Source organism: Nostoc sp. (assembly GCF_036917355.1).
Classification (GTDB): Bacteria; Cyanobacteriota; Cyanobacteriia; order Cyanobacteriales; family Nostocaceae; genus Nostoc.
In genome coordinates this window covers 18,317-32,703 of sequence record NZ_JBALDP010000072.1, presented here as the reverse complement: position 1 = coordinate 32,703, position 14,387 = coordinate 18,317, and the positions used below count along the sequence as shown (strand labels likewise).

Below are 14,387 nucleotides of genomic sequence, written 5' to 3'. Positions count from 1 at the left end.
ATGTGTCGGTTTTCTTCACAAGCCACCATCTCAGCGCTGGCACACGAGTACCTGCCATTTTCTCAAAGTTGTCAAATACCTTACTGTGCCAAGTTTTGCCACCATCCTCTTATATCCACGGCCTCACGGAACAGCCTATTCTAGACATTGCTTTTAAATATGACAATTTTAAAACTGGAGTTATTTTGATCGCAATTTCCGAAACGGAGAGGTGCGCCTGTGAAGTGGAATTTTTATACCCATGCTGCTGCTGTTTCCCAACCTAAACCCCTCCGTATAATTGCTGCTTCGTCTCCGGTCATATCTAAGATGGTAGATACTTCATAAGTAGGTTCCTCGCCAGTGTCTACAATTATGTCTACCAACTTGTCCAAACGATCGAATAGCTCTACCCGCGACTGAATCGTTTCAGGATCTATCCGAATCATGCCATTCTCTGCTTCATCTGGTGGCAGATGTGCTGAAGTTGAAATAATCGGATTGCCCAATGCTGCCAGCAACTCCAAACACACAGTATGGTCTGGTACTCTAATTCCAGTTGTTTTCCGCTTGGGGCTTTGCACTAATCGCGGTACTAACTTCGTAGCTGGGAGCAAAAACGTGTATGGCCCTGGAATCAGGCGTTTCATAATCCGATAGGCTGTGTCACTTACGAAGGCATAAGTTGCCACATTTGAAAGCGAGGGACATAAAAATGTCAATGGTTTATCGTTTGCTAGCTGTTTAATTTGCCGCACTCGTTCTACCGCCGACTTGGCATTCAAATCACAACCGATCGCATAGACTGTATCAGTAGGGTAAAGCATGACTGCGCCACTAGAGAGCGCCGACTTTATTTCCTCTATTCGGCGAACTTGAGGATTATCCGGATGAACTGGGAAAATTTTTGCCATAACTCGGTGAGTGGGGAATGGGGGTAGGGGAGGCGGGGGGCAGGGGAAGCAATAATTAATAACTAATGCCCAATGACTAATGACTAATGACAAATTTATTATGAATAAAATCGCTTATCTTCAATGTCCGACAGGAATTTCTGGTGATATGTGCCTGGGTGCTTTGGTAAGTTTGGGTGTTCCTGTGGAGTATTTAATTGAAAAACTTAATGGTTTGGGTATTGAACAGGAATATCAGTTAAGGACAGAACTTGTCCAACGGAATGGTCAACAGGCGACGAAAGTCCATGTGGATTTAGTACACGATCGCCATCACCACCATCACCACGATGGCGAACACAGCCACCATCACACACGCCACTTGCCAGAAATAGAGCAAATGATTCTCAAAGCGGGGTTGCCATCACGGGCAGAAGCTTGGAGTTTGGCGGTATTCCGACAGCTAGCGGTGGCAGAAGGAGCGGTGCATGGCATTTCGCCTGAAAAAGTTCATTTTCATGAAGTAGGTGCTATAGATGCGATCGTAGATATTGTGGGTACTTGCCTGGGGTTGGATTGGTTGGGGATTGAGAGCAATCATCAAGGATTACCCCTACTTTACTGCTCGGCATTCCCGACTGGTGGCGGCACTGTTCGGGCTGCACATGGTCAGATGGCAGTACCAGTCCCAGCGGTATTAAAGCTGTGGGAAATGCGGGGTTGTCCAGTTTATAGTAATGGCATTGACAAAGAATTAGTAACACCAACAGGAGCCGCGATCGCCACTACTTTGGCAAGAGATTTTGGTTCACCACCTGCGATCGCTATCAAGCAGATAGGACTGGGAGCAGGAACCATAAATTTACCCATTCCCAATATTTTACGCCTCTGGTTGGGTGAAAGTGCAAGTTTACAGTCAAATTTCAGTGATTCTGAAGAAACTAGCTCAAATTTGGAAACTATCTCGGTATTAGAAACCCAAATTGATGATTTAAGTCCACAAGCGATTGGCTATGCGTTTGAGGCGTTGTTTGCGGCTGGTGCGCTGGATGTTTTTACTCAGGCGATCGGTATGAAAAAGTCGCGTCCAGGGATTTTACTGACTGTGATTTGTCATCCAGAAAATTTACTCAGTTGTGAAGCCGTTATCTTCCGCGAAACTACAACTTTAGGCATTCGGCGCACAACTCAGCAACGCGCCATTTTACAACGGGAAATTCAACAAGTAGAAACGGAATATGGCAAAGTGCGTGTCAAGATAGCATGGAAAGGGCGATCGCCAGAAAAAGTTATTGCAAATGTGCAGCCAGAATATGAAGATTGTGCAGACTTAGCCCGAAAACATAATATTCCCTGGCGCGAAATTCAACGGTTGGCGCTACAGCGTTGGTATTTAGTCAATCCCTAATCCCAATTCCTCATTCCTCGTTCCCAGTCTCCGACTGGGAATGCCATCCTCAAGGCTCCGCCTTCTCCGACACATCAATCAACTCTACCTGTAATAAACCTATTTGCCCCATGTAATTGCGGCAACTAGAATACCTCCAATGCGCGGGATCATCCACATAACCACGCCTGACTGGATTGTTGTGAATATAATCTAACTTTTGTCTAAACATTTCCTCATCTAGAATCACCTGCGGATAAAAACCTTCTTGCCAAAGCTGATATTCTTGTTTTGTCTTATGTTTTAATTTATAAAGCTCAAGCTGGTTGAGTATGTAGTTAGAATTATTTTTCTCAAGTAAGTCAATAATACAGCGAGCCGTGAACGATTTAAAATTTCCTATTTCTTTAGATAAACTGGCGGCAGAGACAATTAGATGGAGATGATTTTCCATAATTACGTAACCATACAAGGTTAAACGCTGCTGACGTTGCAGAAAATTGAGGGAATCTAAAATAATTTGTGTAAATTCAACTTTGCCGAATAGTGGTATCCAATTTACAATTGTGCAGGTGAGAAAGTGTGGCTGGGTTCCTAGTACGTGGTAGCGGCTGCGTCCCATGATTTATATTTAAATTAGAGGCGGAGCCTCTAAGATGGCATTCCCAGTCGGAGACTGGGAACGAGGAATTTGACTAAGTTAGAGCTTTCATCAAATATTGTGTCAATGTAAACGCATCTACACCTAATTCGGTACGCTCTTGGGCGGCTATTATACCTGCTTGTGAATGCCACCATGCAGCAGTTGCCACAATATCTTCTACGGGAATCTGTTTAGTTGCTGCTTGCGCCAACAAGCCGCCTAGTAGCCCAGTTAACACGTCGCCGCTACCCCCACGGGCTAAGGCGGGTGTGCTTTCAGGAACAATCCAAACAGCACCTTGAGGGTTTGCGATCGCAGTTCTTGCCCCTTTTAACAATACTACTGCCTCACTTTGGGCGGCTGCTTCTTGTACTGCTTTCACTTTGTCATGTTTGGCATCGGCGACATCAGGAAACAATCGCTCAAATTCGCCAGTGTGGGGTGTGAGTACGGTTACTGCTTGGCGTTTTTTTAATGTGGCGATCGCTCCCATTTGTGCCAAGATATTTAAACCATCGGCATCGAGAAGCAAAGGGCGATCGCTGTTGATTACTTCTTGCACAATGGGAGTCGCATCTCTTGTTAAACCGGGGCCACAAGCGATCGCATTAAAGGAACTCAGATCGGTGTTTTCTGGTAGTTGTAGATGGGCGATCGCTCCACTTTCCGTCTCTGGACAACCGACAATTAGCGCTTCTGGCAAGTGTGACACCAGAAGAGATTTCAGGGATTCGGGTACGGCAATCGAAAGCATCCCGACACCACTAGCCCTAGCACCCAAACCAGTTAAAATTGCCCCACCTGCATAGCGCCGCGAACCGCAAATCAGCAGTAAATGTCCTTCTTTATATTTGTGAGTAACTGCTGGACGGGGTAAAGGTAAAGTAGCAAGTGCCTTAGCTCGTGTAATCCGTTTAATTTTAGGTGCATCTTTGAGAACAGCTTCCACATCAGCTAAAGGAATATCAAAATCGATTAACTCAGCTTTACCAAGATATTCCAACGCTCGATCTTGGAAGAAAGCGAGTTTCCATAAACCTAAGCAAAATGTGTGAGTGGCGCGAATGGCAGTTCCCAATACAACGCCAGTGTCGGTGTGTAAACCTGAAGGTAAATCGATACTATAAATCGGTATAGATAATTCATTTAGCTGATTAATTGCAGAGGCAATGGGATCGCTTAGGTTTCTTTCTAAACCAAATCCAAATAAGCCATCAATCAACAAATCAGAATCTGGGAGTTGTTCAATTGTTTGATAAATTGGAATGCCCAAACTCTGGGCATATTGCAAGTGCTGCGAAGTTAATTCTTTAAGCTTAGAAAAAGGAGAATAAATCCAAACTTCATATCCGCGAAAGTATAATTCACGGGCTACGACTAAAGCATCGCCACCATTATGACCGGGGCCGACAAGAATTCCCACACGAGACCCCCTTAACAAAGGGGTGTTTGCAGGAATCTCTGGAATGCGACGAGCAATTAATCCCGCCACCTTTTCCATCAAAGCAACTACAGGCATTCCTGCTGCAAAGATTCGCTTTTCAATATCGCGCATCTGCCCAGCAGTCACTACCACTTGCGAAATTTGTTCTTGCCTATCTTGCATCAGTCTTGAGTGGTGAGTTATGAGTTTCGTATTAACTCTTATTTTGACACTACCAAAATTGACTCATATTCCACTCAAAAAAGTTACAAACCGATTTCCACATCTTCAAGGATGCCAAGTGCGTCGGGGATGAGGACAGCTGCGGAGTAGTAGGCTGTAACGAGGTAGGAGATAATGGCCTTTTCGCTGATGCCCATGAATCGGACGGACAAACTGGGTTGGTATTCGTCCGGGATACCAGTTTGATGTAAGCCAATCACGCCCTGATCTTTCTCACCAGTGCGGAGTATAAGGATAGAACTGGTCTGATTCTTAGTAATCGGGATCTTGTTACAGGGAAAAATCGGTACATTGCGCCACGTGATTATTTTGCTCCCATCCATATCGATAGTGTCTGGATAGATGCCTCGACGGTTGCACTGGCGACCGAAGGCTGCAATAGTGCGAGGATGAGCCAAGAAGAACCTCGACTTCCGCCGACGGGTGACTAATTCATCCAGGTCATCGGGAGTGGGGGGACCGCTGCGGGTGTAGATGCGCTGTTTGAGGTCGGCGTTGTGCAACAATCCAAATTCGCGGTTGTTGATCAACTCGTATTCTTGACGTTCCCGCAATGCCTCAATCGTCAGCCGCAATTGTTCTTCCGTCTGGTTGTATGGTTGATTGTACAAATCCGCAACACGAGTATTCACTCGCAACATAGTCTGAGCAATGCTTAACTGATATTCGCGGGGTGAAAGTTCGTAGTCAACAAATGTTCCCGGTAACGTGGTCTCTGTGCTATGACTGGTTGACAACGCGATCGCAGCTTCTCCATACTTGTTTTGTGGAAGTTCTGCGCGAGTCCTAAACTGCTCAAGTTGAGCCTGCAACGCCTGCGACTGGTTGAGCTGTTCTCGAAATGCCTGTTGTGGTAGCACTAATACGGTGCATCGGGTCACAGCTTTGACTGTGAACTTCCAATTGCTTTCTGACTCCACCAACACGCGATCGCCAAAATAATCACCGTCAGCTAGCATATCCAATAGAGGCTGCTCGTCATACTTGCCAATACCAATCTTGTTCGCCTTGCCATGTGCGATCAAGAAAAGCTGATTGGCTGGCTGACCTGACTGGACTATGATATCACCAGGCGCGAACTCCTGCTGAACAAACCGACTTGCCAACGCCCTCAGCACCTCGGTATCGTCAAACCCTCGCAGCAAGGGTAACTCACCAAGTTCCTGGGGAATCACCTGCACCTCGGCTCCGGTGTTGGAGAAACTCAACCGCCCATCACCCACAGTATAGGTCAACCGACGGTTTAGCCGATAAGTCCCACCCTTCGTCTGCACCCACGGCAACATCTTCAACAACCACCGCGAGGTAATTTCCTGCGTCTGCGGTGCAGATTTGGTGGTCGTGGACAAATTACGCGCAGCATCTTTACTCAAACTCAGTTGAGGTTGTCCACTCTCAACATTTAAATTTGATTCAATAAAATCCGTCATCACCCCATCCTCTAGTTACTAATAAAAGTGCCATTCAGTGCTGAGTGCTGAGTTCAAAGTGCTGAGTTAAAAGACCGCCTACTTTCTTGCAGGGTATCAACAGTCAGTCCTAATTTTTACTCACTCAACACTCAACACGGGCTAAAAGCCCCGCTAACAGCACTCAGCACTCAGCACTCCTGATATTTAGCGCCCGATTTCAACATCTTCGAGGATGCCAAGTGCGTCAGGAGTGAGGACGGCTGCGGAGTAGTAGGCGGTCACGAGGTAGGAGATGATCGCCTTTTCGCTGATGCCCATGAATCGAACAGACAAGCTGGGTTGGTATTCATCGGGGATACCAGTTTGATGTAAGCCGATTACCCCTTGTTTTTCTACACCAGTGCGGAGCAAAAGGATAGAACTGGTGCGGTTATTGGTGATGGGGATCTTGTTGGAAGGAAAGATAGGTACGCCACGCCAAGATGTAACCTGAACGCCGTTCACATCTACGCTTTGTGGATAGAGACCCAAGCGGTTGGCCTCACGGCCGAAAGCAGCGATCGTCCGGGGGTGAGCCAGGAAGAATCCCGGCTCCTTCCATACCGTCGCTAATAGCTCGTCCAAGTCATCGGGGGTAGGTGCGCCGCTACTGCTGTAGATACGCTGTTTGAGGTCGGCGTTGTGCAGCAACCCGAATTCGCGGTTGTTGAGCAGCTCGTGTTCTTGACGTTCCCGCAATGCCTCGATAGTCAGCCGCAGTTGTTCTTCTGTCTGGTTGTACGGTTCGTTGTACAGATCGGCTACCCGCGTACTTACTCGCAACACTGTTTGAGCAATGCTCAACTCATATTCCCTGGGTTTGAGTTCGTAATCGGCGAAGGTTCCCGGCAACTCAGCTTCTTGGGGATGATCGGCTGCCAGTTCAATGGCGGCTTCACCTTGGGGAGTCTGTGGCTGGCTCAGGCGAACGCGGAACTGTTCAACATGAGTTCGCAACGGCTCAGACTGAGCGATCGCCCTTTCAAACGCCGCTTGAGGTAGCGACAAAACGATGGTTCTAGTAATCGCCTTGAGGGTGTACTGCCAAGTATCTTCGGACTGCACCACAGTTTCATCGCCGAAATGGTCGCCGTCAGCTAGCACATCGAACACGATCTGCTCGCCATACTTGCCAACACCAATCTTGTTTACCTTGCCACGAGCAATCAGAATGACGCGATCGGCAGGCTGGCCAAGTTCAACGATTACATCATCTGGAGCATACTCCTGCTGAACAAACTGGTTTGCTAACCCGATCAATACGTCAAGGTTGTTAAACCCTCGCAGCAAGGGCAACTCAGTAAGTTCCAGAGGAATCACCTGCACCGTTGCTCCGGTATTGGTGAAAGTCACCCGCCCATCACCCACGGAATAACTCAACCGACGGTTGACTCGATAGGCGCCACCTTTCGTCTGCACCCACGGCAATAGCTTCAATAACCACCGCGATGTAATTTCCTGTGTTTGCGGTGCAGATTTGGCTGTTGTTGCCAAATTACGCGCCGCTGCTGTACTTAAAGTTAAATGGGGCTGCTGATCTTCTACATTCAAATTGGGATCGTTAGAATACGTCACAACTTAATCCTCCACTTTATTAGTTACTAAAAAAACCGATCTCACGCGATCGCATACTGACCTTGAACCAACTCACGGACAAAAAAACCTGACCTTAAACCCTCACCGATCCAATACGCCTAGCTGAAGTACCCAACCCTCTGGGCCCGCTAAGTAGCCGCCCTGCTAAAGAATTACGCAATTCAAATTCCTTATAGCGGTCTACCGTTATATGCCACTTGAGGACGCCGCACATCCACTGCTCTAGTTTCTTGACGTATCCAAGCAGTTTCTCGCGGGTACTTGCATCCAGGTCGAAATCATCGAAAAGGGCTGGAAGTTCGGTGGCGACGATGTGTTGAAACTGGAGCGCTCGATCGGTCATCAGGTTGTTGACAACTTCAACGGCCTGTGGTTTACCGCAGTTGAGGAAATTCTGAACGACCAGCACACAGTTATGGATTTCGCCCTCGAATTCGATTTCTTTCTGATAGGAGAAGATATCGTTGGTAAAACAGGCGAAGTCGGCAGCGGAATTATCGAGCGATCGCATCGTTCGGGTGCGGTAAATCTCCTGCGGGATCTCGTTGCCCTGAGCTAGTCGCGACAGGCTCATGGTCAGATCCGAGCCAAAGGTCTTACGGCGCATCTCAATATAATCTATCGGGTCGGGAATCCGATTTTGGATCTGGTTGGCGAGTTCCCACACCCAGCTGTCAGTCATATCCTGGATTGCGCGACGGAACTGAGTCCGCGCGTTGGCGGACATGGGACCAGCGGTGCGAGACCAAATATCTGCCAAGCCGGCTTCCACCGGATTAGTCGGAACCTCGCTGGGGGTGGAGTCATCCAGAGGCATAAACGCTGACAGTCGGGCATTGAAAACTTTCGCACCAGCCATATTGCGGTTATTCCCGTAGAGCGCTGGGAAGTAATCGTCGGCATAGGTTCCCCAAACAAGCCAGCACGCGGTCAGATTCAGCTCGTGACCAGACCCATTCGGATGGATTAACGCACCGCATAGAGCTACGTCGGCAACATCAAATTTGTGATCGTCCCAGATGACGGCATCAGGAATCCCAGGTAGTGATTCCAGCATCCCCATCTCACGCGCCCATTCCTTGGAATGCTTCCGCGCAGCATTCAGATGGGGATTCAAGCTTGTAGTGAAGGGCATGTAAAACTTCGGCAGTGTTACTGGCCCGACAGCCTGGTATGGAATGTGAGTAAAGCTCTTGAACCTTCCCAAACCCAAGGCGGCATATAACGATTCAATCCGCGCAGCCGATGTGCCTAGCCCTGTAGGGCCTCCCAGAACCGTAGATGTCGGAGAATTGTCTCCTCCCTTGTTCATGTAACGGCTCGATCGCATGTGCCACTCGTGACCGCCCGATTGCCAGTCCTGGAGTCCTTTGATGTAAAGGAGAACGTTCACACGAGCCACTGGGTCTAGTCCGTACTCCTCAAACAGGGGGGGCAACTCGGTGACGGCAGTATTATCAAACTGGTATAACCGCGAGGTCAGCAGTTCGTTGGTAAGGTTAGCCGCTTCCTGGGTACTGACATTTAAAAAGCGCTCCAAGACCAGCACGCAGTTGGCATTCTCACCTTCATCCTCCACTTCTCTCTGGTAGGAGAATAGGTCGTTGCGAAGATGCACTCCATCGGCAAATGTGTCTTTGAGGATACGCATTGGCCGAGTCGAGGCGATTTGGGCTGGAATCTCTATAAACACGGCGTGTTCGACGAGATCCGCTGACCACGGAGCGCCACCAACTTTGCGGCGCATCTCAATGTATTCGATAGGGTTGGCGACTCGATCTTGGTTGATGTTGGCGAGTTCCCACAGAGACTCTTCTAGCAGGTTCTTGGTACTCTCAAAGAATCGAAGTCGCCAATCCACAGATTTAGTAAAGGCAGTGCGAGACCACAGGTCAGCCAAGCCGCGCTCTACTGGGTTGGTTGGAACCGAAGGGGTATCAGTGGGATGCACTGGCATAAACGCTGGCAGTCGGTCAAGATACTCCTTTGCCCCAGCCATGTCTTGGGTGCGCTTATAGATTTCCAGGAAGTGATCGTCGAAGAAGAACACCCAAACATACCAGTCGGTTACTAGGTCAAGCTCCGCTCCCGGCGCATCTGGATGGGTATAGGAGCAAAGTAAGGCGTAGTCGTGGGAATCAAATGTATGTTCATCCCAGATTACCGAGCTTTGGGCTTCCTCTTCTGAGCCAAGTATTCCCATCTCGTAGGCCCACGCTTTGGAATGGACTCGTGCCGCTTCCAGGTTTGGGTTCAGCCGTGCGGGCCAAGGCGTGTAAAATTCTGGCAGTTCAAAGGGTTGCATGATCTGCGCTAAACCTCCTCTGGGGTCTTCTTACCATCTTTGTTTCGTGGCCGATCTGAGCATCGTTGCAGTTCACAAGTATCATCACTACCCAGCTAGTAGTTCGCCAAGGAAACTTGGCGGGGTAAAGGGCAAGGGGGAAAGGGAAAAGATGTTTACTCCTTTAACCTTTAACCTTTCCCCTTTTCCCAGCCCTCACCTAACAATTTTGGGTTGGCAGACTACTAGATTCCCACATCTGGTTTGCTTCTGGTGGCTCGTTTCAAGCCGATAATATTAAGATGCTCATAATCTAAATAATGAGCTATGTACGTTTTATTTGAAGTTGTTGGCAAATAAATTTTTAATACTGAATCGTGGTGCTCTCATAATTTTTCATAGTTGTAAATAAAAAGCAATCCGTACATTTAAACCGTTAAGCAAATAGTTAAACAAAAATTGAATAATTAGAAGACAGTTAAGACAGTTAAGCAAATAGTTAAATCAAAAATTGAATAATTAGGAGACAGTTAAGACAGTTAAGCAGATAGTTAAAAGATTTAAGATAGTTATTAAAGAAAAAATACTAATTGTTAATTTTTTATAACTAATATCCATTCAGGCATCACCGTTCCAAAACCAAAAAATTACGCATTTGCCTGAAACTACGTCAGGATAAGCATTTGTTCTTATAGCAATTCAAAAATGTTTGCGACAGATATCCTGCATACCTTCCCTGATACCTTGGCTACGGTGTACTTAATCCACCCGATATATTGGGGAGAAACATGAAATTCAGTTCTCTATGTTTCACAAAGGTAAGGAAAAAACTGACGTTAAAACCTTTACATTATTTTTTTTAATTGGTATTAGTGTTAGGAACGAAACCCAACATTTTTTTAGCTTTATTGGGTTGCCCTTTGCTTCACTCAACCTACAATTTTTTTTAACCCAAGCGTAGTCCCTTACTTAATTCTCTTCAGTTGCAAAGGACGCAACTTGTTATGCTGACTACAAAGTGTATACCCACGAAATACTTTCTGGCTTTGATGCGCTAATCATCGGAAAATCCCAAAAGGGCTGAAAAAGGTTTCTTCTCCTACTCCTCACTTGCTTTTTCCAATTAATTAAAATCATGAAAGCCTCTGCTAACCCTTGGTACGTGAAGCAACTCCGTCTAGACTGCTGTATGTGATTGCTGGCTAACGGTTGCGGTCAGCGGTTGCAGTAACCTTCAACTCAGCACCAGCGGCTTTCTTCAATCCGTTGCACCGCAATATTATACAGCGACCAAGCACCGTCTCAACGATGCTGCCTCAAGCAGACTCCAAGAGCGCGATCATCTTCTCTGCAACACCTTTGGCAGAAGCAGGATTCTGTCCGGTGACGAGATTTCCATCAGCGATGCTGAATGCCTGCCAGGGTGGCGTCTTGTGGAAGAGTGCACCTTGTTTGGTGAGCGCCGTTTCCAACTCGAAAGGCACATCAGCTTTTGCGTAGTTTTCTTCCTCGTCGTTCGTAAATGAACTGATATTCTTCCCGGCGAGCAGGAGATTGTCGTTGCTCAACTTGACGTTCAGCAACGAGGCTGGACCGTGACAAACGGCCCCAACAACAGCGCCCCGCTCGTATGTCTCTTTCACAACCTTTTTGAGAAGTGGATGCTCAGGCATATCGACCATCGGTGCCAAACCGCCAGGCATAAAGATGGCATCGTACTGGCTGATGTCCACGTCTGAGAGCTTCTTCGCTTTCTGCATTGAGTCCCACCCTTTTCCTACCAAGAAGGCTAGGTTGTCAGGGTCGTCAGCAAGATTGAGCGCATCCAGAAACGGCGTATCTCCGGTGAGACTTGCAAAATCAATTTGGTATTTTGCTCTGTCGAATTCAGCATAAGGATGTGCAACCTCTGGCAGAAAATTTCCCGTCCTTCGGTTGTTCGGACCAATAACGCACGCGTTCGATACGATAATGAGAATCTTCTTTGACATAACTTCTCCTTAGTACGGTTGTCTGGTTCGGTTCGGGACAGAGCTTTAAACAAGCTTCTTCACCAATATCACCTCGCGGACTTCAAGATGGGGGACGATCTCTTCTGCGACGATTCTTTTATAGTGTTCCGATCGCCTGTGAGATTCTGCGGCAGCGGTGTCGGTGTAGTGTTCGCAAAGAATGAGTTCGCAAGGATCGCTTTCCGACTGATAAATCGTGTAGGAAATGTTGCCTTCCTCCGATTTGGTCTTCTCGGCCAGCTCCGGTAGCAATTTCAGAATTCGGGACGTTTCCGACTCCTTAATTCTCCATTTCACGATAACGATCTTTTCCATGTGCTTACTGCTCCCTTACAAGACAAGCGTACTAACACCCCAGCAGCTTGCGAAACAGTTGTCGTGCCGTCTGTGAACGCTTAACTGCGATTAAGATGTTCGGCCTTTTCTCGCTGGATAATTGGGTATTATACCGAATTCTTCCGTATAACCACCTTTTACTGGAGGATTACAAAGAATTTTTCCGTATACCCCTCTTCTATCACTTTCCGGGTATTCTTTTAAGTGTAAAAATATTCAAACCAAAAGCGACGCTAAAAGAAGGAGATAAATATAAAACTAAAATCGAGTTAGCATCAGAAATTATTACAGAGCTAATTGAATCAGGCTTTACTATTGAATTAGTACTAGTGGATAGTTTATATGGTGAAAGTAGCCAATTTATTAGAAAACTAGCTGAATACAAATTAGATTATGTCGTAGCCATAAGAAATAATCATGGAGTCTGGTTGCCAGCAGGACAGAGCGTTAGGGCGAATAAGTGGTGTAAATTTGAGAGAAGGAGTTAGGGGATGAGGGCATGAGAGATTTGCAAAACGCCTGTCCGATATAGTTTTCGGGTTAAGTTGACACCAATGACAGTTGTGCTACCCGACGAGAGTCTGCATTCTACTTAGTTAAAAAAATGTAATATTACACAAATGCGATATTTAAATGCGATCGCTAGCTAGCTAAATCAACCAAACTGCGGAAATGCCCATTCTGAGAAAATCGTTCTGCTATTATTTGTTGATAAACCGCCTCATAGCCATCGGTCATGTGTTCAACGCTGAAAAGGTTTTCGACATACTGGCGACAAGCATAGCGGTCTAACTCAATGACGCGATCGATGGCACTAATACACTCTTGAATATTATTGCAGATGAAACCCGTCTTGCCATGAGAAATTACCTCCTCAGTAGACCCCAATTTCATCGCAATCACTGGCGTACCTGAAGCCATTGACTCAATCATCACCAATCCAAAGGGTTCCCGCCAAGTGATAGGGAATAGAGTTGCGACTGCACCACCCATCAGGGCATTTTTTTGAGCATGGTTGGCTTCACCCAGATACTCAATTTGCTCCCCGTCAATATGTGGTTTAATTTCTTTCTCAAAGTATTCCACATCAACTACATCTATCTTACCTGCCATTTTTAAATGCCAACCAGCTTCTTTGGCAATTTCTATAGCTAAGTGCGCTCCCTTCTCTGGAGACATCCGACCTAAAAACGCTAAGTAAGGAGGATCTTCTGGTTGGGAGTGAAACTCATAACTGCTGACATCAATCCCGTTGTAAACCGTCGCTACATAGTTCAACCCTAACCTTGGTTCTCGTTGTGCTTTGGAAATATTGATGTAGGGTTGTTTTTTCCCAAAACTAAACATCTTTTCGTTGTCAGGGTTAAAAGTACCGTGCAACGTGTGAACTGTAGGAGTTTTTACCAGATTTGCGTAAGCCAGCGCCCCATGTCCGATATGGGAGTGAATAATATCAAACTCTTCTGCGCGTTCGTACACCGAAGCTAGATTCAGCATCTCGTAAATGCCGTAATCTTTGATAGTAGGATCGAGTCTGAGAGCGCGGGGATGAACTGAAGTTAGTTTTGCTAGACTAATAGAATCTCCCGATGCAAATAAAGTTACTTCATGTCCGCGTCGGACTAACTCATCAGTCAGTAACCCTACTACTAACTCTATGCCACCGTAAGCTGGAGGTGGAACTCTCTCCCACAGTGGAGCTAATTGAGCAATTTTCATCACAAACCTCCTAAAAAATAAAACTTGAATTAGAAGTTTTTTATTTCTGTTGTTTTAGTGCTTGTAATTGATCCACTTTGGCATCAGAAAGTAACTTCAGATACTAAACTTATTAACAATTTCCTTTAAATCTTACGCTGTACCTTATATATTTTTTGTCTATCTTAGTACGGAAATTACCCACTCCTAAAGAGGTAGCTGTATTCTGATTTATTAATTTTTATGTGATTTATGGCAGTTTTTAATAGAAGTTTTTTTATAAGCAGGAACTTCTATAATCGTCCAAATCTGTCATTAAAAAGTGGTTTTGACTGAAAAAGCTCTATTTTTGAGCATCAATTATCCAATTTTAAAATGTTAATTAAAGAATAAAGTCTGTAGATACTCTTTGGGTGGCTTTCCGTACTATAAAGAATCATCT

At 46.2% G+C, this 14,387-nt stretch carries 10 protein-coding genes and 1 pseudogene; 2 read left to right on the top strand and 9 right to left on the bottom strand.

Annotated features, from left to right (window positions below):
• Positions 1-233: 233 nt before the first annotated feature.
• A complete protein-coding gene (locus V7K53_RS23705) occupies positions 234-893 on the bottom strand; it encodes an L-threonylcarbamoyladenylate synthase (protein ID WP_335194946.1) in 660 nt (219 codons plus the stop codon).
• 100 nt (positions 894-993) lie between these two features.
• On the opposite strand from V7K53_RS23705, the gene larC reads away from it, so the two are divergent.
• Entirely contained in the window at positions 994-2,280 is a 1,287-nt protein-coding gene (gene larC / locus V7K53_RS23700; protein WP_335200050.1) for a nickel pincer cofactor biosynthesis protein LarC, read from the top strand.
• Between the two features lie 49 nt (positions 2,281-2,329).
• On the opposite strand, the gene V7K53_RS23695 is transcribed toward larC, so the two are convergent.
• From V7K53_RS23695 to V7K53_RS23665, 7 genes are all read right to left on the bottom strand, one after another.
• Complete coding sequence (locus V7K53_RS23695) at positions 2,330-2,881, bottom strand: REP-associated tyrosine transposase (protein ID WP_335200002.1); 552 nt, start codon at positions 2,879-2,881, stop codon at positions 2,330-2,332.
• Between the two features lie 73 nt (positions 2,882-2,954).
• A complete protein-coding gene (locus V7K53_RS23690; protein ID WP_335200000.1) occupies positions 2,955-4,508 on the bottom strand; it encodes an NAD(P)H-hydrate dehydratase in 1,554 nt (517 codons plus the stop codon).
• An 83-nt stretch (positions 4,509-4,591) separates the two neighbouring features.
• On the bottom strand, positions 4,592-5,998 hold the full coding sequence (locus V7K53_RS23685) for a family 2B encapsulin nanocompartment shell protein (protein WP_335199998.1): 1,407 nt from the start codon (positions 5,996-5,998) through the stop codon (positions 4,592-4,594).
• A 186-nt stretch (positions 5,999-6,184) separates the two neighbouring features.
• Entirely contained in the window at positions 6,185-7,594 is a 1,410-nt protein-coding gene (locus tag V7K53_RS23680) for a family 2B encapsulin nanocompartment shell protein (protein WP_335199996.1), read from the bottom strand.
• A gap of 94 nt (positions 7,595-7,688) precedes the next feature.
• Complete coding sequence (locus tag V7K53_RS23675) at positions 7,689-9,920, bottom strand: family 2 encapsulin nanocompartment cargo protein terpene cyclase (protein ID WP_335199994.1); 2,232 nt, start codon at positions 9,918-9,920, stop codon at positions 7,689-7,691.
• Positions 9,921-11,215: 1,295 nt separating this feature from the next.
• The gene (locus V7K53_RS23670; protein ID WP_335199992.1) at positions 11,216-11,890 is read right to left on the bottom strand and encodes a type 1 glutamine amidotransferase domain-containing protein; all 675 of its coding nucleotides are present in this window, start codon (positions 11,888-11,890) and stop codon (positions 11,216-11,218) included.
• Positions 11,891-11,935: 45 nt separating this feature from the next.
• Positions 11,936-12,226, bottom strand: coding sequence for a putative quinol monooxygenase (locus V7K53_RS23665; protein ID WP_335199991.1), 291 nt, complete (start codon positions 12,224-12,226; stop codon positions 11,936-11,938).
• A 221-nt stretch (positions 12,227-12,447) separates the two neighbouring features.
• Here V7K53_RS23665 and V7K53_RS23660 point away from each other — a divergent pair.
• Positions 12,448-12,726, top strand: a pseudogene (locus V7K53_RS23660) (transposase); the annotation flags it as partial.
• Positions 12,727-12,889: 163 nt separating this feature from the next.
• Here V7K53_RS23660 and V7K53_RS23655 read toward each other — a convergent pair.
• On the bottom strand, positions 12,890-13,966 hold the full coding sequence (locus V7K53_RS23655) for a glycosyltransferase family 4 protein (RefSeq protein WP_335199990.1): 1,077 nt from the start codon (positions 13,964-13,966) through the stop codon (positions 12,890-12,892).
• Between the last annotated feature and the right edge of the window lie 421 nt (positions 13,967-14,387).

Excerpts from the sequence above, each read along its gene's own strand:
- larC (WP_335200050.1), top strand. The coding sequence starts at position 994 with ATGAATAAAATCGCTTATCTTCAATGTCCGACAGGAATTTCTGGTGAT.
- V7K53_RS23675 (WP_335199994.1), bottom strand. The coding sequence starts at position 9,920 with ATGCAACCCTTTGAACTGCCAGAATTTTACACGCCTTGGCCCGCACGG.
- V7K53_RS23690 (WP_335200000.1), bottom strand. The coding sequence starts at position 4,508 with ATGCAAGATAGGCAAGAACAAATTTCGCAAGTGGTAGTGACTGCTGGG.
- V7K53_RS23705 (WP_335194946.1), bottom strand. The coding sequence starts at position 893 with ATGGCAAAAATTTTCCCAGTTCATCCGGATAATCCTCAAGTTCGCCGA.
- V7K53_RS23670 (WP_335199992.1), bottom strand. The coding sequence starts at position 11,890 with ATGTCAAAGAAGATTCTCATTATCGTATCGAACGCGTGCGTTATTGGT.
- V7K53_RS23655 (WP_335199990.1), bottom strand. The coding sequence starts at position 13,966 with ATGAAAATTGCTCAATTAGCTCCACTGTGGGAGAGAGTTCCACCTCCA.
- V7K53_RS23695 (WP_335200002.1), bottom strand. The coding sequence starts at position 2,881 with ATGGGACGCAGCCGCTACCACGTACTAGGAACCCAGCCACACTTTCTC.
- V7K53_RS23665 (WP_335199991.1), bottom strand. The coding sequence starts at position 12,226 with ATGGAAAAGATCGTTATCGTGAAATGGAGAATTAAGGAGTCGGAAACG.
- V7K53_RS23685 (WP_335199998.1), bottom strand. The coding sequence starts at position 5,998 with ATGACGGATTTTATTGAATCAAATTTAAATGTTGAGAGTGGACAACCT.